This is a genomic window from Flavobacterium sp. ABG, assembly GCF_001027725.1.
Taxonomy (GTDB): domain Bacteria; phylum Bacteroidota; class Bacteroidia; order Flavobacteriales; family Flavobacteriaceae; genus Flavobacterium; species Flavobacterium cupriresistens.
Window position 1 is genome coordinate 121,904 of record NZ_LEKS01000010.1, and the last position, 21,685, is coordinate 143,588.

Genomic DNA, 21,685 nt, shown 5'->3' on the forward strand with positions numbered 1-21,685 from the left:
GCTGAGCGAAGTCGAAGCCCCGATTTCTCCCCAACTCACAAACCCCAAAAACCGTATATTTGCAAACGCAATTACTAAGAGTAGAAATCATGGCAAAAGGACCCGAAAAAAACACCAAAAACAAGGCTTTACATACCAAATTGCTAAATCGGAAAAAGGCTAAGCTTCAGGAAGAAAAAAGAGAAAGAGCCTTGCGATTGAAAGAGCTGGTAACAAAAATGAATCAGAAAAAGAAAGATGACGAGGCTAATAACCAATAAATTCTTTTGTTTTTAAGTTGAAAAACGTTCGTTTAAATAGACTTAATTTAAACTAGCCTCTTTGAACTAAAAAACCTCCAGTTCTTGCAAATCCTTCGCAATATATTTTGCAATCTTTGTTGAAAAAACAAAGCAATTTTATGAGCAAGACTAAATTAATCATCAATAAAAACGGATCTATTAAGATAGAAGGTGATTTCGAAATAATGGACCCGGAAGGAACAGTATACGGATTACAAGGAAGAGCTGCATTAGGTCTTTGCCGTTGCGGATTATCAGCAAACAAACCTTTTTGTGACGGTGGACACCGTAATAATTTCGAACACGATTCAATTGCATTCGATTTGCCACCAATGAAAACGAATTAAGAATTTGATTTTTAGTTTATTTAAAATATAGGAAAACCGCATTACTGATGCGGTTTTTTTTATGTATTTGTTTTTTGAAAGAGCAATAAAAGCTGCTGATTTACATGGCATTTCAATCGATTATAAAAAGCTTGCATAATATTATAAATTGATAACTAATGGTTGTAAAGCATAAGTTTAATTAAAGCATTGTTTTTTTATTTGTTATGTGCCATTCTTTATCGGGATGATTTGGCTGATTATAAGGATTATGAAGATTACTTTTATTCCCGCAATAATTGTTTCTTTGTAATTCGGGCGATTTGTTTTGGTGGCGAGACGATCAATACCGCATTAAAAGGCAGACATTATTTTTTATATCAGGGAAAGGAATATTATCTTCGAATTATCGTTCATATTGTTTTATGTTTGGAGGTGATAAAAGTTCAAAACAACGTTTTTCATGCTGTTTTGGTAGCATTATTTATTGTTTGCGAACTTTCGTTTATTTTCAGATTATTTGATATGGAATAGAAGACCAATTTATTTGTAATAGGATATGGTACAAAAAAGAGTTAAAATATTATTTTTTATTCTTGTTTTTCTAAACAAAGGAATAGCTCAAAACAAGATAAATCTTTTTTCAGAAATCAACTACAATTCAATTCCCTCGGTAGCTTTAAAGGAATACAAATCGGTTCAGGATCGTGACAGTAGATTTCAAAATCCCAAGATTGCTTTAGGAGTCGGAATTTCAGGAGGTGGATCCAGAGCACAGTTTTTTAGTATGGGGGTGCTTTTGGGACTGGAAGAAATAGAAGAAAGCAATTCGCAGCGTAACTTTTTAAGTGAAATAGACTATTTTTCAACCGTTTCAGGAGGCTGTTATTCAGCCGGATATTATTTAACCATATTGAAAAATAAATTGCATCATGACAACTGTAGTTTTAATGAGTTTTATTTTTCTAAAGCAGACGCTTACAAATCAGATATAAATAAATCGGCTAATGTTTTCTCGCTTCTCAATAATAGCAGAAACGAAAAAGGGGAAAAAGTATCCATGTCACAGCGTTTAGATTTGGAGGTGTTGCAGTTTGACAGTTCAAATCCGGAAAACCCGGAGAAATTTAAAACTCAAATGCTTTTGTCTGATTTTTTTATTCCAAAAGAAAGCAAGCAGAATCCCGAGTTGCCAATGTTGGTTGCCAACGGAACGGCCTATAATAATGGGGAGCGTTTCCCGTTTATGCCGCATATTATTCGAGGTTTAAAAATAAATTCTTCACTGGCTCCCAATAAAGCAACGATTTCACTTAATGAAAATAACATCAACGATGGTTATGACTTCCCGTTGACGTATGCCATTACGGCTAGTTCTGCCTTTCCGGGTGTGCTTCCCAAAACAAAATTCGGGATCAAAGGTCAGGACAAAATACTATGTGTGATCGATGGCGGGGCTTCTGATAACATGGGATATCAAACCCTAATAGAATTACTTCATGACGATGTCAAAGTAGAAGATAAGAACAAAAAAGCCCTTTTTATAGATTGTTTGGGACAGGGAAAGAAGGAGCCCTTTATAAATGATGTAAAAATCAGATTGATTTCGTTGTTAGAGACCGCTTCCTTATATACCGTTCAGACGCGATACATCACTTTTGAAAATGATGTTGAAAATGTGCTGGAGAAGTATAAAATACCAATTAACAATTACCAAGTGATTGGTTTTACGACATTACGGGATTACTTATCAAATTTGAAGAAAGATCAGGATTATGAAGATTTGGTTATAGAACTAAAAAACACGGATGACACAGCCAGTAACTGGTTGAAACTACAAACGGATTTTAAAACGCAATTAGTTGCAAAGTTTGGGACTGATCGTTTTGCAAAAGACAAAAATGGCGAAGTAATTCTATCCAGTCTAGGAAAAGATATGTTTAAAGATTTTGGGGCGAGTGAAGTTTTAATGCTGTATGAATATGCCTCCCATGTGGAAACAAAGTTGAAGACAAAAAACGAAGAAAAAGAGATGTTGTTATTGGCCGGACGTTTTGCGGTTTTTATAAAAACTAACGAATTAAAGGAGTTGCTAGTGGAACATAAAGGATTTTAGAAAGGACTAAAAAGCCGCATAGTAATGTGACTTTTTAGCAGAAATAAGTAGTTAGATGTACAGTTCGCCACGCATTGTAATAACAGAAGAACCTCCAACTAAAATATCATTTTTGCGTTCCATAACCTCAATCAACGAAGCCTGGTTTAGTTTGACACCTTGCAGGATTTTATATTCTTTATTAGGTTCTGCATATCTGTTTTTTGTTAAAAAACCAATTAAAGGCCCAGCTGCAGTACCTGTAGCGGGATCTTCTTCAATTCCGATAATAGGATTAAAAAACCGTGCTTCAACAATATGATCCTCAGATTGATCGGAAATAGAGAAACAATAGAATCCCTCAAATTGATATTCTTTTGAGATTTCTATTAAAAGTTTACTGTCTGGAGTACACTCGTTAAGTAATTTACTATTTCTCAACGGAACCATTGTATGTGCAACCTCTGTCTCAACAACAGTCGGAACTAACATGTCGATTTCTAAGTCTTTTATTTTTAAACCAAGCGCAATGGCAATTTTATAAGTCGGTATCTGTTGTTTAATAACGGCAGATTTTTGGTGCATCTGCACAATAGGGTAGTGTGTTTCGGGATCAAATTTTACCGTTATAGGTATCGGAGCATTTTTCATAATCACAAAACGATTGTGCTCTTCTTGTTCTTCAAATATGGGGATTTTTTTTAATAATGCACCACAAACTGCACCAAGCAGATTGTGTCCGGCACCGTCAATTTCAAAACCAATCGGCGTAAACGATCGTACATTCAGCGCTTTTTGTTCTGCAGAATAATAAACAAATGAAGTTTCAGAATAGCCAAATTCTTTCGCAATATTTTGATAGACTTCTAATTCTAAATTACCATCGGTAAAAACAACAGACAATGGATTGCCTTTATAACTTGTATTAGAGAATACATCTAAAACATAATATTCTAAAGCGATCTTTGCTCTCATTGATTTTCTTTTTAAATAGATTTTTGTTGATTTTATAAAATGCTACAAGTTAGCGATTGTTTTTATTGCCCATAAAAATAGTGTAAATAAGATAAAGTAAAGTAGTACTTTGTTTACTTTTTGGTTTTCAAATTTCATAACAAAAAATAAAAGGTTTGTAAAAGTGTCATTTCGAGCGAAGTCGAGAAATCACTCCTGAAATTCGACGAAGCAATAAGTAGTATAGATTGAGTAAGCTAAGACTTCTGCTTGTTATAAAGGGCAAGATTTTGAAAACCAAAGGGCTAAAAGAACTATTGACAGAGTATTAAGGATTTTAGTTTTTATTTTTATCTCGTACTGGCTTTAAGAGTAGGAAATATCTATATATTTGCGATCTTAAAAAAAATAAATAAAGCCATTTATGATGAAAAATCTAAAGAAAATTGTGTTTTTTGCTATCGCTGTTTTTGCGTTTGTTCTATCGTCTTCTTGTAGTAGTGATGACGCTCCAAAAGAGAATCCGGATGAAATTCAAACAAAAGGAGAATTTATCAAATTCAAATACAAAGGAACTTCTTATTCTTTTGAACCTGGAGTATCGAGTTCATTAAATTTGCTTATAAAGGGAAGTCAAGGAATAGACAATACCTACAAAAGTATTGGTTTATGGATGCCTTTGATTGTAACAAAAGGTAGTCACCCGATTGTTCTTGATTTGTCAAAGCTTGAAACAACTTATCAGGTAGATTTTGCCTTTATGCCAGAATTTAGTAATGTAAATGCGACATCAGGGACAATGAATATTACGCTTATAAATAGCGAAAGAATTGAAGGAACATTTAATTTTTCTGCAACTAAAAACGGAGCAGCGGTTGAAGTTACAGAAGGTAGCTTTAGCGTGAAAGCACTAAGATAGATTTTAAGAATAAAAATTGTGATAAAAAGCAGCAGTAAGCAAAAGTTTACTGCTGCTTTTTTTAGTAGCACTTTTCTTTTCTCCATTATTTTAGTCGAAATTTGCATCAAAACCCATTAAAACAAAACTCAAATGGAATTCGGTAGAATCATTATATCAGAAACCGCAGCAAACAGCGCAAGCCCTCAAGATATTATCAACTCAAATATATCGGTAATTAATCTGATGCGCGAGGAAAAAATCGACGACGATTTGATTCACGAAGATGCGCTGATGAGTTATTATTTAGATTATTATACATCACAATATACCGAAGGCAATTTTGCACAATTCGTATACAACTCGGGTTGGAACAAAGAATTGAACGAATTGATCGAAGAAGGGCTAGCTTTAATTGGTGCTGAAAAACATTTAGAATTATTTCAAACACAGGCTAAAAGAGTTCGATTATTAAGCAGTGTCAAAATTGGTAAGTTTTTAAAAGGAAAACTGGAAGGTGTAAACCCAACAAGAGATTTATTAAACAATGATACCTTTTTCGAATTAGAAGAAAATCTGGTTACTCTTAATGCGGAATTTCTAAAATCACATCCCGATACAGAAGTGCTTTCGGTAGATGAAATGTTTGCAGTTTTAGAGGAATTTGTGGGGCATGAGATTAAGAGAGCTTAGTTTTTTTGTTCCACAGAGATTCGCAAAGAAAAAGTACAGAGGCACGCAGAGTTTAATATAAATCTTTGCGAATCTCTGTGTTAACTCTGTGCAACTCTGCGAAATTCTCTTTCTAGATTATTTAGGCTCATGAGATTAAGAGAGTTTAGTTTTTTGTTCCACAGAGATTCGCAAAGAAAAAACACAGAGATACACAGAGTTTAATATAAATCTTTGCGAATCTCTGTGTTAGCTTCGTGCAACTCTGCGAAATTCTTTTTTGGAGAACTGTGGCTCACGGAGTCCTATATAAATCTTATCGAATCTCTATGCCAGCTTCGTGCAACTCCGTGGAATTAACCTGAATTTTGGTAAATCGCCACATTAGTATTACGAAAGTCCGTGAAATTCTCTTTTACACACAACTTTGTCCTTAATCTTAACAAACATTTCCTTAAATTTGCTTCCTTTATATAAAAATAAAATAGTTACAAAAATCAAGCTATGTTACAAATCGCATTTATTAGAGAAAATCAGGAGAAAGTAATCAAGGCTTTAGCAAAACGAAATATCGATGCTAAAAGCGTTGTTGAAGAAGTGGTGCAATTAGATGAAAACCGTCGTGCTGCGCAGGCAGAATTAGACAATGTTTTATCTGAATCTAATAAATTGTCCAAAGATATCGGTGAACTGATGAAAGCGGGAGAGAAATCGAAAGCTGCAATCTTAAAAGAAAAAACAGTTTCCTTAAAAGAAAAAAGTAAAGAATTAGGCGAAAGAGCAGAAGCTTTGGCTGTCGAATTAACAAACAAACTATACACATTACCTAATCTTCCCGCAGATATTGTTCCGGAAGGAAAAACACCGGACGACAATCTGAATGTTTTTGAAGAAGGAGAAATTCCGGTTTTACACGAAGGTGCTCAGCCTCACTGGGATCTAGTGAAAAAATACGATATCATCGATTTCGAATTGGGTGTAAAAATTACAGGTGCCGGATTTCCGGTTTACAAAGGAAAAGGAGCTCGTTTGCAACGTGCTTTAATCAATTACTTTTTAGATAAAAATACAGCCGCAGGATATAATGAAGTTCAGGTACCTCATTTGGTAAACGAAGCTTCAGGATACGGAACAGGACAATTGCCGGACAAAGAAGGACAAATGTATCACTCAACGATTGATGATTTGTATTTGATTCCAACAGCTGAGGTTCCCGTGACCAATTTGTTCCGCGATGTTCTTTTAAGCGAAAGTGAATTACCGGTTTTACATACGGCATACACACCATGTTTCCGTCGTGAAGCAGGTTCTTACGGAGCACACGTTCGTGGATTAAACCGTTTGCACCAATTTGATAAAGTAGAAATCGTTCGAATCGAGCATCCGGACAATTCTTATAAAGCGCTTGACGGAATGGTGGAGCATGTAAAAAACATTTTACAGGAATTGAAATTACCCTACAGAGTTTTACGTCTTTGTGGTGGCGATATGGGTTTTACTTCAGCGTTGACGTATGATTTTGAGGTGTTTTCTACGGCACAAGATCGTTGGTTAGAAATCAGTTCAGTATCTAACTTCGAAACTTTTCAGGCCAATCGCTTGAAATTACGTTTCAAAGACAAAGACGGTAAAAACCAATTGGCACATACACTTAACGGAAGTTCATTGGCGTTACCTAGAGTTTTGGCCGGAATTTTAGAAAACTACCAAACTCCGGAAGGAATCGTAATCCCGGAAGTATTACGTCCTTACTGCGGATTTGACATTATAGATTAACTTTTATAGTTACAATACAAACCTAACAGGCTTTTAAAACCTGTTAGGTTTAATTTAGTAACGGCAACTACAACTCAAAAAAACTGAAATATGAAAAACATCTTTATCTATATCGTTTTGTTGTGGTCCACCCTTACATTTGCACAAAATGAGCAACTCGCTCAATATTACTACGATAAAGGCGATTTTGAAAAAGCTAAAGTCAGTTACGAACAGCTTTTAAGTGGTTCACCATCCAACAGTCAGTATTTTTTAAGAACTGTAGATTGCTATCAGCAATTGCAGCAATTTGATATTGCTCAAAAAGCGATTCAGGAAAGATACAACCGATACAAACAAGGTATTTTTTTAGTAGAATTAGGATATAATTTTCAACTTCAGAAAAACGAATCCAAAGCCAAAGACTATTACGAGCAAGCAATTGAAAAAATCCGAACAAACCCAAATGATGTTTACGGAATCGGAAATTCATTCGAGAAAAAAGTATTGTTGGAATATGCTTTAAAAGCGTATCAAACGGCAATGGAAATACAGCCGAATTACAATTTTAATTTTCAAATCGGAATGTTGTACGGTCAGTTAGGAAAGACCGATTTGATGATTGATCTTTTGTTAACCGAGTCCTATCAGAATCCGCAAAATGCCAATTTAATTCAGACACAATTGTCCCGTTTTATGAATGGCGAGGCAGATAATACGAGTTTTAAAGATGCCATGAGAAAGGCATTAATCCTGAGAACACAAAAAGATCAGGACGTGTTCTGGAATCATTATCTGAGTTGGTTTTATGTGCAACAGAAGGAATTCGGAAAGGCTTTTATTCAGGAGAAAGCCATTTATAAAAGAGAACCGGAATCGTTGATGAGTATTGTGAATCTGAGTCAGTTTGCATTGAATGAAGACGATACCGAAACGGCCTCAGAAATTTTAAATTTTATTCTTTTAAATACCAGAGATTTAGATTTATTGATTCAGACAAACGCACGTCTGATGGAGATTAAAATTGCAAAAGCACAAGAAAAAGACTACCCTGCAATCGATACAGAACTGCAACAATTGCTTACAACCTATGAAATCACTCCTTTTACCTTATCTTTGCAAATAATTCAGGCACATTTTCTGGCTTTCAATTTAAAAAAACCGGAAGAAGGCAAGGCAATTATTAAAAAAGCATTAGAGCTTAATCTGAACGATTATCAACAGGCTGATGCTAAAATGGAGTTGGGAGATATTTTGCTTTTGGAAGAAAAATTCAATCAGGCCTTGATTTATTATTCGCAAATTCAATTGGATTTAAAGAATGATGTCATGTCACATGAGGCGAGTTTGAAAGCGGCTAAAACAAGTTATTATAAAACCGATTTTGAATGGGCTTTAAAACAGTTTAAAGAACTTAAATCGGCCAATACACAATTGATTGCCAATGATGCTCTTGAATATTTTTTGCTGATAAACGATAATACCGTTGCCGATTCGACACAAACGGCATTGAAACAGTTTGCTAAAGGCGATTTTCTGCTATATCAAAATAAAAAACAGGAAGCTATAGCCCAGTTTCAGGGGATTTTGAAAACCTTTAAAGGGCAGGAAATTGAAGCGGTTACTATGTTGCGTTTAGGTAAAATTTATGAAAGTTTGGCAGATTATAGTGCAGCTTTAAGTCAATATCAGCAAATTATTGACCATCATAGTGACGGAATTTATGTAGACGAGGCGTTGTACTTTTCAGCAGAAATTTACAACGATGAATTGAAAGATACAGAAAAGGCAAAGCCTTTATATGAAAAGATAATTTTTAACCATCAGGACAGTATTTACTTTGTTGATGCGAGAAAAAAATACCGCCAATTGCGGGGAGATACCAATTTGTAAAATTCCAAAAAAAGGAAATTCCAAATTCCAAACTCTGAGAATAATAAGAATTAAAAGAAGAGACAGAATGATTATTTACAACGTTACCACAAACATACACGAGAGCGTTCATGACCAATGGTTAAAATGGATGCAGGAAAAACATATACCGGAAATTTTAGGGACAGGGAAATTTTCTTCCGCCAGAATTGTAAAGGTTTTAATTGAAGAGGAAATGGGCGGTGTAACCTACTCTGTTCAATATGTTACGGATAGCAAACAGACTTTAGAGCAGTATTATATGGAAGATGCACCAAAATTTCGTCAAGAAGCTTTAGAGCTTTTCGCAGATAAAATGCTTTCTTTCAGAACAGAACTGGAAGTAGTTTCAGAACATTAGTATTTCAGTCTCAGTGTCAGTCTCCGTTTTCAGTTTAGATCTTTAAGATAGAAGGATTCATTTTTATAAATAGATAATCTAATGGAAATTCGATTTCAAACTAAAGAAGAAAGCAATAAACAACAGCAAGAGGAATTTTTTAAGCTGTCTAAAGTAGAGAGATTCTATAGCTTTTTGCGTTTAATGGAGAGAGTTAGTCGATTTCCTGTGAAAAATAAGATTGATAAGAATAAAGACAATTTTCTTATTGTAATTAAAAGAGACTAGATATTTGTGAAATATTCAGCAGTTACAAGAAATAAATAAAAAATAAAGAGTTGTGTCTTAGCGCCTTTGTGGCTAAAGCAAACCTCGTAGGCCCTTGTGGCAAATAAAATAGAATAATGGAAAAAGTAAAAGCCAAAAAACATTTAGGACAGCATTTCCTGAAAGATGAAAGTATTGCCAAAGCAATTGCAGATACTTTGAGTTTAGAAGGATATGATGAGGTTTTAGAAATAGGACCGGGGATGGGTGTGCTGACTAAATATTTGCTTGATAAACCAATTAATACCCATGTGATCGAGATTGATACAGAATCAGTGGTGTATTTGGGTGAAAATTATCCAAAACTTAAAGATAAAATTATCTCTCAGGATTTCCTGAAATACAATATTAACGAGGTTTACGAGAACAAACAATTCGCTATTATTGGGAATTTCCCGTATAATATTTCGACTCAGATTGTTTTCAGAACCCTGGAGTTCAAACATCAGATTCCGGAGTTTTCGGGGATGTTTCAAAAAGAAGTTGCAGAACGAATCTGCGAGAAAAAAGGATCAAAAGCATACGGAATCTTATCCGTTTTAGCTCAGGCTTTCTATCATACAGAGTATTTGTTTACTGTTGACGAAAATGTTTTTATTCCTCCGCCCAAGGTTAAATCGGGTGTGATGAAAATGACCCGAAAGGAAGATTATAGTCTTCCTTGTGGTGAAAGGTTGTTCTTTACAGTGGTGAAAACTGCTTTTCAGCAAAGACGAAAAACATTACGTAACAGTTTGAAAACATTAAATTTATCAGACCAATTGCGAGAAGACACTATCTTTGATAAACGTCCCGAGCAGCTGAGCGTTGAAGAATTTATTGTTTTGACTCAAAAAATAGAAGCCGATGGAGTTCAAAGTTAGCAAAGAATTAGTCCAACAATTAGAAGAGCACATTGTTAGTAAAAACGACAAAGAACTTGAAGTTTTACTGAATGATATGCACCATGCCGATATCGCCGAAATCTTAGATGAATTAGATTTTGATGAGGCAACGTACATCTTTAAAGTTTTAGATAGTGATAAAACGGCTGAGATTCTTTTAGAGTTGGAAGATGATTTGCGGGAGAATATCTTAAGCCGACTTTCGCCGAAAGAAATTGCAGAAGAGCTTGATGAGCTTGAAACCAATGATGCGGCAGATATTATCGCCGAACTTTCGCAGGAAATTAAAGCCGAAGTAATCTCAGAGTTAAATGACGTTGAACACGCAAAAGACATTGTCGAATTATTGCGTTACGATGAAAACTCTGCCGGTGGTTTGATGGGAAAAGAGTTGGTAAAAGTCAATGAAAATTGGAATGTACTAACTTGCGTGAAAGAAATGCGTATTCAGGCAGAAAATGTATCCAGAGTACATTCTATTTATGTTGTTGATGACGAAAACCGATTGAAAGGAAGGCTTTCGCTAAAAGATTTATTAACAACTTCCACTAAAACTCAAATTAGTGATATCTATATCCGAAAGCTGAATTTTGTAAACGTAGATACCGAAGATGTTGAGGTGGCACGTATCATGCAGAAATACGATCTAGAGGCGATTCCTGTTGTCGACGAATTAGGACGTCTGGTGGGCCGTATTACGATTGATGATATCGTAGACGTGATCAAAGATGAAGCCGACAAAGATTACCAGTTAGCGGCCGGTATTACACAAGACGTAGAGTCAAATGACAGCGTTCTTGAGTTGACAAAAGCACGTTTACCCTGGCTTTTAATCGGAATGGTGATTGAAATTGTCGCTTCCTTTGTGCTGAAAGGCAATGAAGCAACCTTTCAAAAATATTCTACTTTAATTATTTTTGTGCCTTTACTTTCTGCAACAGCTGGAAATATCGGTGTTCAGGCATCGGCAATCGTTGTTCAGGGTTTGGCGAACGGAACTTTAAAAGAATTTAGCCGCGGTTATTTCAGCAAAGAAATTAGCGTATCGATGATTTCGGGAACGATTATCTCGTTACTTTTATTAGGCTACCATTCGGTGATGTATCAGCAATATTTAGTAGGATTGGCAATTTCAATTTCGATGATCGTGGTAATTTTATTTGCTGCAACCCTAGGAACTTTAGTGCCGCTTTTTCTACATAAAAATAAAATCGACCCGGCAATTGCAACAGGTCCGTTTATCACCACGACCAATGATGTCTTTGGAATTATGCTCTACTTTGGAGTCGCCAAATTGATTCTTGGATTTTAAATTTTTCCCACAAATTGATGGATTTCAGTGATTTAAAATGAATAAAATCTATGTAATTTGTAAGCGGAAAACAAACTGTTAATCAGCTCAGAAAACAGACCAAAAAACAACCAAAATGAAAGTACACATTATAGGAGGAGGAAACCTTGGTGTTTCTATTGCGCTCGGAATTGCACAATTCTCTAAACACAATCAGGTTACTGTTACAAGGAGAAACACAGCCAGTATTCAGTATTTGTCTGAATACGGAATTACAGTTTCATCCGACAATAAACAAAATATTCAAGAAGCTGATGTGGTGATCTTAACCATTAAACCGTATCAAGTTGATACCGTTTTAGCAGAAATTTTGCCGGTGATCAAAAACCAAACTATCGCTTCTGCTGTGAGTGGATTATCTCTTGAGATGCTTCAAACTAAAACAAATAATGAATTTCCGGTGATCCGAATTATGCCCAATATTGCGGCCCAATTTGGAGAATCCGCTACCTGTATCTCTTTCCCGGAAAAAGACAGAGAAAAAGCATTGCCAATTGTAGATTTGTTTCAGGATTTAGGGACTGCTCCTATAATCGATGAAAAACTGATGGATGCTGCAACTGTTTTGGGAGCTTGCGGTACAGCATATGCATTGCGTTATATTCGTGCTTCTATGCAGGCAGGAATCGAGATTGGATTTGACTCAAATACCGCTTTAGCCATAGCAGCGCAAACGGTGAAAGGAGCAGCAAAAATGCTTTTAGAGGAAAAGGTGCATCCGGAACAATTAATCGATCGTGTTACGACACCGCAAGGTTGTACCATTGTGGGACTTAATGAAATGGAACACAACGGATTTAGTTCTTCTTTAATTAAAGGAATCAAAACTTCGCTGAAACAGATAAAAGGATAAAATTCGGGAAGTAAAATTCCAATTTTTTAAATCCCAAATTCCAACTTATGAATGTTGGGATTTGGGATTTTTTCTTTTTTGGCTGATGATAGTTTAAACTTTTCCTTAATCAAATTTCTCAAGAGAACATACGAGTATAATTTTTGTTTTCACAGAAATAAAGTGAATAAAGTCGGTATGATAACCGAGAAGTACTTTGCATTGATTTATAAATTTTTGCAAGGATGAAAACAAAATTATTTATTTTATTATTTCCAATACTTGGTTTTGGACAAACACAAGTTGGAGTTGATATTGTCGGGGAGCTTAATTCTAATAGCGGCAGAAGTGTTTCGCTTTCCGCAGATGGCAAGACGCTGGCTGTTGGGGCGCCCAGCGCTACAGATAACGGAACATCTTCAGGTCAGGTTCGAGTGTATAGAAATACTGCAGAAGGCTGGACGCAGGAAGGTACTGCAATTAATGGAAAAGCGGCTTACGAAACCGTTGGTTCTTTTGTTTCTCTTTCTGCTGATAGTAATACGTTGGCTATTGTGACGAACAATGGTTTGATTCGGGTGTACAAGAAAGAGGATGGAGATTGGAAACAGCAAGGGATTGATGTTAAAGTAGCTTTTTCTAATGGTTGTTTTTACGGTAATGGTCTTTCGCTTTCATCAAATGGTAATGTTTTTGCTGTTGTAGCTAGGGGACAATCAGATGGTGATTCAATACAAGCCAAAGTCTATAAAAATTGGAATGGAAATTGGACACAGATTGGAAATACAATTATTGGAGGAGCAAGCAGCTATTGCAGTACACAAAGTATTTCCCTTTCTGTAGATGGTAGTATCCTTGCTATTGGAGCCAGTGCCGGTAATGCCAATGGTGAAAATTCAGGTCAGGTACAGGTCTACAAAAATAATGATGGGAATTGGATGCAATTAGGGACTACTTTTAATGGTAAAAAGGGGAGTTATTTTGGCGCAAGTGTTTCCCTCGCTGCAGATGGTGGTACTTTGGCTATTGGAGCATATGGAGCAAAGTCTAATGGGGAGTACTCAGGACAAGTTAAGGTGTATAAATGGAACTCAACACGCTGGACGGAGTTAACAGCGATTAATGGAGAAGCAAGTGGCTATTATTTCGGTATTAGTGTTTCGCTCTCTGCAGCCGGTAATGTATTGGCGATTGGAGCTACGGGAGGCAATGTCAATGGTGTCAATTCCGGTCAAGTGAAGGTCTACAAAAATAGGGTAGAAGGTTGGACACAGGTTGCCTGTATTAATGGTAACGCCAATGATTATAGCGGTAATAGTGTCTCACTCTCGGCAGATGGTAGCATTGAGGCTATTGGCGCAACCTCAAGTAATAATGGCTTTAGCGGCAAGGTCAGGGTATTTGGTCCGCTACATCTTTAGACTGGAATTGTTTTGCAGTTGTAAGTACTTTATGTAGGTTAATTTTTTAATCCAAAATTCCAACAACGTTAGGTTGGAATTTTGGATTTCGTTTTTTTCTTTTGATTCAAAGTATATTTCAAATAACAGAAGCCAAAAAGCCCGGAAACTACAGAGGCGATTAAAATGGCTATTTTAGAAAAAACAATGGTTTCGGGATCGTGAAAAGCTAAAATGGTAATGAAGATAGACATGGTAAAACCAATTCCTCCAAGCATTCCCGCACCTATGACATGAGCCCATTTGAGGTTTTTGGGAAGTGTACACATACCGGCACTTACTCCGATCAAAGAGAACAAAAAGATTCCAAGAGGTTTTCCAACTACTAGTCCTAAAATAATACCGTACGTGTTGGGATGGTTTAAACCTTCGTGCCAGTCCGATTCAATCGGGATACAGGTATTTGCCATAGCGAATAAAGGAAGAATAACAAAAGCAACAGGTTTGTGCAGGAAGTGTTCCAGTTTATGAGAAACAGAATTTTCGTCACCATTTCCAAAAGGAATTACAAAGGCTAGTATAACTCCCGTAATAGTAGCGTGAACACCGGAATTAAGCATAAAATACCACATCAGGACACCACCAATTAGATATGGAATAATATTGTAAACTTTCATTCGATTCAAGACAAATAAAAGAGCCCAAATTCCCAATGCAATGGCAAGATTTACAAATGCTATTGTTGTAGTGTAGAAAATGGCAATAACAATGATCGCTCCTAAATCGTCGATTACGGCCAATGCGGTTAAAAATACTTTTAAAGAGGCAGGAACGCGGCTTCCTAAAAGCGATAAAATTCCAATTGCAAAAGCAATATCCGTTGCCATTGGTATTCCGGCCCCGTTTTGCGTTGCGGTCCCAAAATTTAAAGCAAGGAAAATTGCTGCAGGAATAAGCATACCACCAAAAGCAGCCATAATTGGCAATGAGGCATTTCTGATGCTCGACAGCTCTCCATGATAAATTTCACGTTCTAATTCTAAACCAATCAATAAGAAGAAAATCGTCATCAAACCGTCGTTGATCCAGTGTGTGATTGAATGTCCTCCCAAATCATTATCCCAGAAGCTAATATAATCAGCTTGCATAGAAGAGTTAGCCAGATAAAGGGACAGTATAGTGACAAAAAGTAAAAGAAGCCCTCCTGATTTTTCGTTTGCAAAAAAGGCTTTAAAAGTTTTGGTTAATTTCATGTGGAATATATTCTAAAGATGCGGAAACAAGAGAAAGGCAAAAAAGCCTGAGATTTCTCGATTATTCAAAGTTAAAAAAAATAAAGCCAATAAAAAAGTCAGAACGTTTTGTTTGGGAGGAAACTATGTTTTTTGGAATTCAAAAATGAAGAATATGCTGTATTTTTGTTTTTCAATTCGTATAATTAAATTTATCTATGAGCACAAAAATTCTACATATCGACAGTAATAATCCTATTCTCTGGAAACAATTAGAGGAAGCTAATTTTGAAAATGAGGCCGATTTTAAATCTACTAAAGAAGAAATAGAAGCTAAAATTCACAATTATAACGGAATCGTAATCCGAAGCCGTTTTAAAATTGATAAAACCTTTTTAGACAAAGCCGTTAATCTGCAATTTATCGCGAGAGTGGGAGCGGGTCTAGAAAGTATTGATTGTGAGTATGCTGAAGCAAAAGGAATTCATCTGATTGCAGCACCTGAGGGAAATCGCAACGCTGTTGCAGAACATTCGTTAGGAGTAATTTTGTCTTTGTTTAATAATTTGAATCAGGCCGACACAGAAATAAAAAACGGACAATGGAACCGGGAAAGTAACCGTGGTCATGAACTTGACGGTAAAACAGTCGGTATTATTGGGTACGGAAATATGGGTAAAGCTTTTGCGAAGAAACTGCGCGGATTTGAGACAACGGTTCTTTGTTATGATATTTTGGATAATGTTGGTGATGAAAACGCTAAACAGGTTTCTTTGTCAGAGTTGCAAGAAAAAGCCGACGTGTTAAGTTTGCATCTTCCATGGACTCCGGAAACGGACAAAATGGTCAATGCCGATTTTATAAAAGCATTTGCAAAACCGTTTTGGATTATCAATACCTCTCGAGGTAAAAATATTGTAACGGCGGATTTAGTGGAAGCGATGAAAACGCAAAGGATTTTAGGAGCCGGTTTAGATGTTTTGGAATACGAAAAGTTATCTTTTGAGACGCTTTTTCAAGATAAAAATACACCCGAGGCTTTCCAATATTTACTGGAAGCAAAAAACGTTTTGCTGACACCTCATATTGCGGGATGGACATTTGAAAGTCATGAACGTCTGGCTCAGGTAATTGTCGATAAAATAAAAGCGCTTTATTCTGTTTCTTAACCTTTATTTTGGGTTTTAATAACGAGTCTTTTCCTGTAAATATTGTGACGATAATTAGTTTTATTTGTTAATTTTTAATAATATTGTTTTCGATTTTTTGAAGAATCAATCTAAATAGGATTTCTTTAGAATCTGAAGGAGTAACCGAAAATCCTAAAGAGTAGGAATTAACTAACAAACGATATTAATTATGATTGAATGGTACAAAAAAGTGGTTTTTGAAAACTATGCAAATTTTGATGGAAGAGCAAGAAGAAAAGAGTACTGGATGTTCTTTTTGGCAAACATTATTGTAAGCATTATATTTGGATTTATAGTAGGTTTTATTGCTGCATTAATCTCGCCTAGCATTACCCCTTTAGCAAACGTCTATAGCTTAGCCGTTTTTATTCCATCAATAGCTGTTGCAATCAGAAGAATGCATGATATCGGTAAAAGTGGTTGGTATATTCTAATTCCTATTTATAATATCATATTGTTGGCTACGGAGGGAGATAAAGGTACAAATGAGTATGGTGAAGATCCTAAAGGGTATAGTGATACAATTGATGAAATTGGAAAATCAGAGCTATAATAATCTATAAAAGAACTATAATATGGAAGAGACAAAAACAGAATCTTGGAATACTCCATTAGCTCCAAGACAAGAAAACAAAAAAGTTCTTGCCGGAGTTTTGGGAATAATCTTTGGGTATTTAGGAATTCATAAATTCGTTTTAGGATATACCAAAGAAGGGGTAATTCAACTCGTTTTAAGTATTGTAACCTGTGGTATTGCAGGGATTATTGGTTTTATAGAAGGAATCATTTATCTTACAAAATCAGATGAAGATTTTTATCAGACCTATCAGGTTGGTAAGAAAGGATGGTTCTAAAAACATACAAATCCCATTGTAATAAATGGGATTTGCGCTTTTGTAGCAGAAAGTGTTTTTTAATAAAATGATAGAATTAAATTAAGGATTGAAAGGAGTTATTAAAAATTCCGGAGAACAGAAATTAACTAATAAACGATATTAATTATGATTGAATGGTACAAAAAAGTGGTTTTTGAAAACTATGCAAATTTTACAGGACGTGCACGAAGAAGTGAGTATTGGTATTTTGCCCTTGCTAATGGGATAATCTCTATTTTATTAATTCTAGTAGGAGCTATAATTGGTGGTGTTTTTGGAGATGCATTAACGGGAGGTATTATAGGATATGTTCTTTTTGGAATTTATACCTTGCTGACACTTGTTCCTACTTTGGGAGTTGTGGTTAGAAGATTGCATGATGTTGGTAAAAGCGGTTGGTTTTATTTAATTGCTTTTATTCCATTTATCGGAGGAATCTGGATTCTTATTTTGTTCTGTACCGAAGGAAATCATGGACCAAACCAATACGGGTCAGACCCTAAAAACCCGACTGAGGAGATTAATGAAATTGGAAAAGTTGAATTGCAATAATTAAAAGAAAAAACAATATAAAGATGGAAACTACAAAACAAGAATCATGGAATGCTCCACAAGGAGTGAAACAAGAAAATAAAAAAGTGGTTGCAGGAGTTCTTGCAATTTTATTAGGTGGATTAGGAATCCATAAGTTTTATTTAGGTTATACAAAAGAAGGAGTTATTCAATTGATATTAGGTCTTTTGTGTGGAATTGGTGCCGTAATAGGACTTATAGAAGGAATTCTATATTTAATAAAAACAGACGACGAGTTTTATGAGACTTACCAAGTTGGTCAAAAAGGCTGGTTCTAAATAAGACAAGAACCATTTATTACGATGGTTTTTATACGAATACAATTCATCTCGAAAGAGATGGGTTGTATTTTTTTTATGCAATTTTTGAAGGAATGTCTTTCGTATTGTTATTGAGAAAGATAGCGGTATAATTTGGTTTTGGAACGAATTATTTCTGTTGAAAGTTAAATCCAAAGGAGGAACTGAAAATCCTTAAGAGTAAGAAAATTATTGAAAAAAAAGAATAATCATGATTGAGTGGTACAAGAAGGTAGTTTTTGAAAACTATGCAAATTTTAGTGGAAGAGCGAGAAGAAGCGAATATTGGTACTACTGTTTAGCTAGTGCGCTAATATCTATGATTTTAGGAGTGCTTGATTATTTTGCTAACTTAAGCCCTGGAGGTTTGGAATTGGGAGTTTTTAGAGGGTTATACGGTTTAGTAGTTTTTATTCCGGGTTTAGCAGTAATGGTGAGAAGATTACATGACGTTGGTAAAAGTGGGTGGTTTATATTTATTATTTTAATTCCCTTGATAGGTGTAATATGGTTCTTTATCTCCCTTTGTACGGAAGGAGATGATGGACAAAATGAGTATGGTGCCGATCCGAAAGATGAGTTTGATGAAATGGACGAGATTGGAAAAGAATTAGCCTAATCCGTTTTTAAGTAAAAAACAAAAAACCCGTTTCAGTTCGAAACGGGTTTTGTTTATTTAGTGTAAAGCGCTAATCTTCTTTTTCAGATAATTTACGCTCTAATTCTATTTGAAACTCTTCAATAACGGGTTTCATAGTGCTTTCCGGAATATCGGCGATTCTGATGTACATTAAGCCGTCTACAGCATTGTTAAACAACGGATCGACGTTAAAAGCTACTACGCGGGCGTTTTGCTTGATGTATTTCTTAATTAAAACAGGTAAACGTAAATTCCCCGGCTCTAGTTCATCAATGATTTTATCAAACTTGTTTAAGTCAGATTCGGCTTCATCAAAAATAAAATCTTTATCAGCATCTTTCAATTTAACCTTATAGGCTTTTTTCGGATGTATGTATTGCGCGATATAAGGATCGTAATAGTTTGATTTCATAAACTCAATCATCAGCGATTTAGAGAAATCAGAAAATTGGTTACTGATACTTACACCACCCAAAAGATATTTATGCTCAGGATAACGCAAAGTGGTATGAATAATTCCTTTCCACAACAAGAACAAAGGCATCGGTTTTTGTTGGTAATCTTTGATGATAAAAGCACGACCCATTTCGATCGATTTATGCATCATATCATGTAATTCCGGTTCAAATCGGAAAAGATCATTCAGATAAAAACCTTCAATACCGTATTTTGGATAAATTTCAGAACCTAATCCCATGCGGTAAGCGCCGGCGATTCTTTTGGTATCATCATCCCACAAAAACATATGGTGGTAGTATTTGTCGTACTGGTCTAAGTCAATAGACTCATTGGTTCCTTCTCCAACTTCACGGAAAGTAATTTCACGCAAACGACCAATTTCATGCAGCACATTCGGAATTGCTTTCGCTCTGGCAAAAAACACTTCGTAATTCTTGCTTTGTAATAAACGACAATCGCTGGATCGCAATGCGTTTACTTCAGCAATCATGGCGCTTTCACTAGCCGGTGTAACAATTTTTTTAGGTGCTTTCGGTATTTTTAAACTTGCAGTATCTATTAATTTGCTATCCTTTTCGAAAGGATTAGCAAGCATATAGGTTTTCTTTCTTAAAAATTCGGAATATTCTTCAAACGATTCAATTTCGTTTTGTTCGTTTACAGAAATCGGTTTTCCAATACGTACTTTGATAACGCGATCTTTTTGCGTTAACAGTTCAGACGGTAATTTTGCTGTGCGCAAAGTATCATCGATTTTGGAAAGCCAATAAAATAATTTGCTGTTTTTAGCGTGAAAATAAATGGGAACAACCGGAACTTTTGCTTTTCTAATCAGCTTCAAAGCACCTTCTTCCCAAGGTTTATCTACGACTAATTTTCCATCTTTGTAAGTAGAAACTTCTCCTGCAGGGAAGATTCCCAAAGGCTTTCCGTCGCTTAAATGACGTAAAGTTTCTTTAATTCCAACCACACTTGATTTGGCATCCTTATGATTTTCAAAAGGATTTACAGGCATGATGTATTTTTTAAGAGGAACGATTCTGTGTAACAGGAAATTGGCGATAATCTTAAAATTAGGCTCTCTTTCAAGCATTAATTTCAACAACAAAATACCATCAATTCCTCCAAGTGGGTGATTTGAAATGGTAATATAGGCGCCGTCTTTTGGTAAACGCTTTAGATCTTCTTCAGGAATTTCAAATTTAATTTGCAATTCATCAAGAACTCCGTTTAAAAACGGAACATCCTCTAAATGTTTATTGTGGTCGTAGATCTTATTGAGGGTTGATATTTTTAGAACCTTCATAAGCATCCAACCCGAAAAAGTACCCAACACTCCGTACTTGTCAACATTTATTGCCTTTGCAACTTCTTTCGCGGTAACTAAACCCATGTACTATTTTTAATTTATTAGAGCAGCGAACAAAGATAACAAAAAACTCTACTTTTTGCTGTTTCAAACGCAAACTTTCCACTTTTTTATTACATTTGAAATCCTAAAATAAAACTGTAATGAAAATCATTTCTTATAATGTAAACGGAATCAGAGCCGCAATTTCAAAAGGATTTATCGATTGGTTGCAACAGGCCAATCCGGATGTTATTTGTCTTCAGGAAATAAAGGCAACACAAGAACAAATTCCGGTAGACGACATAACAGCAGCGGGTTACCCGTATCAGTACTATTATCCTGCGACAAAAAAAGGGTACAGTGGCGTGGCTATATTGTCTAAGATAAAGCCAAATAATGTCATTTACGGAACCGGAATTCATCATATGGATTTTGAAGGACGTAACCTTCGTGCTGATTTTGACGACTGTTCGGTGATGAGTTTGTATCTTCCGTCGGGAACAAATATTGAAAGATTAGACCATAAATTTATGTTTATGGATGATTTTCAAACGTATATAAACGAGTTAAAACTTACAATACCAAATTTGGTTATTTGTGGGGACTATAATATTTGTCACGAAGCGATAGATATTCATGATCCGGTTCGTAACAAAACCGTATCGGGATTTTTGCCGGCCGAACGTGCCTGGTTGGATACTTTTATGAAATCGGGATTTGTGGACAGCTTCCGTCATTTCAATAAAGATCCGCATCATTATTCCTGGTGGAGTTATCGTGCAGGAGCCCGAGGCAATAATAAAGGCTGGCGTATCGATTATAATTTGGTAAGCGACTCCTTGCAACATAAATTAAAGCGTGCCGTTATCCTTCCGGATGCCGTGCACTCCGATCATTGCCCGGTTTTAGTAGAGATTGAGTAATCTTGGTATCGTTATTGTTATAAAAATTACGTTTTCAAGTGATGCCCCTGCTTTATGCTGTGGTTTTTCTTTGTTCGAAGGGACAAGTAAAAAGCACGGTTATCGTGGAGCTTCAGT

General features: G+C 35.6%; 23 protein-coding genes. 20 read left to right on the top strand and 3 right to left on the bottom strand.

The window, feature by feature from the left end; all coding sequences use genetic code 11:
• Positions 1-59 precede the first annotated feature (59 nt).
• The 4 genes from AB674_RS22685 to AB674_RS12390 all read left to right on the top strand — a co-directional run bounded on the left by AB674_RS22685 (position 60) and on the right by AB674_RS12390 (position 2,723).
• Complete coding sequence (locus tag AB674_RS22685) at positions 60-260, top strand: hypothetical protein (RefSeq protein WP_131701541.1); 201 nt, start codon at positions 60-62, stop codon at positions 258-260.
• Positions 261-400: 140 nt separating this feature from the next.
• On the top strand, positions 401-628 hold the full coding sequence (locus AB674_RS12380; protein WP_047777006.1) for a CDGSH iron-sulfur domain-containing protein: 228 nt from the start codon (positions 401-403) through the stop codon (positions 626-628).
• Between the two features lie 201 nt (positions 629-829).
• Complete coding sequence (locus tag AB674_RS12385) at positions 830-1,141, top strand: hypothetical protein (protein WP_131701542.1); 312 nt, start codon at positions 830-832, stop codon at positions 1,139-1,141.
• A 25-nt stretch (positions 1,142-1,166) separates the two neighbouring features.
• On the top strand, positions 1,167-2,723 hold the full coding sequence (locus AB674_RS12390; RefSeq protein ID WP_047777007.1) for a patatin-like phospholipase family protein: 1,557 nt from the start codon (positions 1,167-1,169) through the stop codon (positions 2,721-2,723).
• Between the two features lie 51 nt (positions 2,724-2,774).
• Here AB674_RS12390 and AB674_RS12395 read toward each other — a convergent pair whose 3' ends face one another.
• Positions 2,775-3,677, bottom strand: a complete 903-nt coding sequence (locus AB674_RS12395) for a PhzF family phenazine biosynthesis protein (protein WP_047777009.1) — start codon at positions 3,675-3,677, stop codon at positions 2,775-2,777.
• A 403-nt stretch (positions 3,678-4,080) separates the two neighbouring features.
• On the opposite strand from AB674_RS12395, the gene AB674_RS12400 reads away from it, so the two are divergent.
• From AB674_RS12400 to AB674_RS12445, 9 genes are all read left to right on the top strand, one after another.
• Positions 4,081-4,575 (top strand): hypothetical protein, encoded by a 495-nt coding sequence (locus tag AB674_RS12400; protein WP_131701543.1) that lies wholly within the window; start codon positions 4,081-4,083, stop codon positions 4,573-4,575.
• A gap of 132 nt (positions 4,576-4,707) precedes the next feature.
• On the top strand, positions 4,708-5,247 hold the full coding sequence (locus AB674_RS12405) for a DUF4375 domain-containing protein (RefSeq protein ID WP_047777012.1): 540 nt from the start codon (positions 4,708-4,710) through the stop codon (positions 5,245-5,247).
• A 483-nt stretch (positions 5,248-5,730) separates the two neighbouring features.
• A complete protein-coding gene (gene serS, locus AB674_RS12410) occupies positions 5,731-7,002 on the top strand; it encodes a serine--tRNA ligase (RefSeq protein ID WP_047777014.1) in 1,272 nt (423 codons plus the stop codon).
• A gap of 90 nt (positions 7,003-7,092) precedes the next feature.
• Complete coding sequence (locus AB674_RS12415; RefSeq protein WP_047777016.1) at positions 7,093-8,874, top strand: tetratricopeptide repeat protein; 1,782 nt, start codon at positions 7,093-7,095, stop codon at positions 8,872-8,874.
• 67 nt (positions 8,875-8,941) lie between these two features.
• A complete protein-coding gene (locus tag AB674_RS12420) occupies positions 8,942-9,253 on the top strand; it encodes a DUF4286 family protein (RefSeq protein ID WP_047777108.1) in 312 nt (103 codons plus the stop codon).
• A gap of 383 nt (positions 9,254-9,636) precedes the next feature.
• A complete protein-coding gene (rsmA, locus tag AB674_RS12430; RefSeq protein ID WP_047777019.1) occupies positions 9,637-10,422 on the top strand; it encodes a 16S rRNA (adenine(1518)-N(6)/adenine(1519)-N(6))-dimethyltransferase RsmA in 786 nt (261 codons plus the stop codon).
• A complete protein-coding gene (gene mgtE, locus AB674_RS12435) occupies positions 10,406-11,755 on the top strand; it encodes a magnesium transporter (protein ID WP_047777021.1) in 1,350 nt (449 codons plus the stop codon). Before rsmA ends, mgtE begins: the two co-directional genes overlap by 17 nt.
• 115 nt (positions 11,756-11,870) lie before the next feature.
• Positions 11,871-12,647: a pyrroline-5-carboxylate reductase gene (gene proC, locus AB674_RS12440; RefSeq protein ID WP_047777022.1), complete on the top strand. Its 777-nt coding sequence runs from the start codon at positions 11,871-11,873 to the stop codon at positions 12,645-12,647.
• Between the two features lie 224 nt (positions 12,648-12,871).
• A complete protein-coding gene (locus tag AB674_RS12445) occupies positions 12,872-14,047 on the top strand; it encodes a WD40 repeat domain-containing protein (protein ID WP_047777024.1) in 1,176 nt (391 codons plus the stop codon).
• A gap of 68 nt (positions 14,048-14,115) precedes the next feature.
• Here AB674_RS12445 and nhaA read toward each other — a convergent pair whose 3' ends face one another.
• Entirely contained in the window at positions 14,116-15,279 is a 1,164-nt protein-coding gene (gene nhaA / locus AB674_RS12450; RefSeq protein ID WP_047777025.1) for a Na+/H+ antiporter NhaA, read from the bottom strand.
• A gap of 197 nt (positions 15,280-15,476) precedes the next feature.
• Between nhaA and AB674_RS12455 the strand changes: the two genes are divergently transcribed.
• The 6 genes from AB674_RS12455 (at position 15,477) to AB674_RS12480 (ending at position 18,814) form a co-directional block, all read left to right on the top strand.
• Positions 15,477-16,427 carry a 2-hydroxyacid dehydrogenase gene (locus AB674_RS12455; protein WP_047777027.1) on the top strand — a complete coding sequence of 317 codons (951 nt, stop codon included), beginning with the start codon at positions 15,477-15,479 and terminating at the stop codon, positions 16,425-16,427.
• Positions 16,428-16,617: 190 nt separating this feature from the next.
• On the top strand, positions 16,618-17,001 hold the full coding sequence (locus tag AB674_RS12460) for a DUF805 domain-containing protein (RefSeq protein ID WP_205625357.1): 384 nt from the start codon (positions 16,618-16,620) through the stop codon (positions 16,999-17,001).
• 22 nt (positions 17,002-17,023) lie between these two features.
• Entirely contained in the window at positions 17,024-17,302 is a 279-nt protein-coding gene (locus AB674_RS12465; protein WP_047777029.1) for a TM2 domain-containing protein, read from the top strand.
• A gap of 147 nt (positions 17,303-17,449) precedes the next feature.
• On the top strand, positions 17,450-17,875 hold the full coding sequence (locus AB674_RS12470; RefSeq protein WP_047777030.1) for a DUF805 domain-containing protein: 426 nt from the start codon (positions 17,450-17,452) through the stop codon (positions 17,873-17,875).
• A gap of 23 nt (positions 17,876-17,898) precedes the next feature.
• Positions 17,899-18,174 (top strand): TM2 domain-containing protein, encoded by a 276-nt coding sequence (locus AB674_RS12475; RefSeq protein WP_047777032.1) that lies wholly within the window; start codon positions 17,899-17,901, stop codon positions 18,172-18,174.
• Between the two features lie 232 nt (positions 18,175-18,406).
• Positions 18,407-18,814, top strand: a complete 408-nt coding sequence (locus AB674_RS12480) for a DUF805 domain-containing protein (protein ID WP_047777033.1) — start codon at positions 18,407-18,409, stop codon at positions 18,812-18,814.
• Between the two features lie 70 nt (positions 18,815-18,884).
• Here AB674_RS12480 and AB674_RS12485 read toward each other — a convergent pair whose 3' ends face one another.
• Positions 18,885-20,687: a GNAT family N-acyltransferase gene (locus AB674_RS12485; protein WP_047777035.1), complete on the bottom strand. Its 1,803-nt coding sequence runs from the start codon at positions 20,685-20,687 to the stop codon at positions 18,885-18,887.
• A gap of 119 nt (positions 20,688-20,806) precedes the next feature.
• Here AB674_RS12485 and AB674_RS12490 point away from each other — a divergent pair, with 119 nt between their 5' ends.
• Positions 20,807-21,568: an exodeoxyribonuclease III gene (locus tag AB674_RS12490; RefSeq protein WP_047777036.1), complete on the top strand. Its 762-nt coding sequence runs from the start codon at positions 20,807-20,809 to the stop codon at positions 21,566-21,568.
• Positions 21,569-21,685 lie beyond the last annotated feature (117 nt).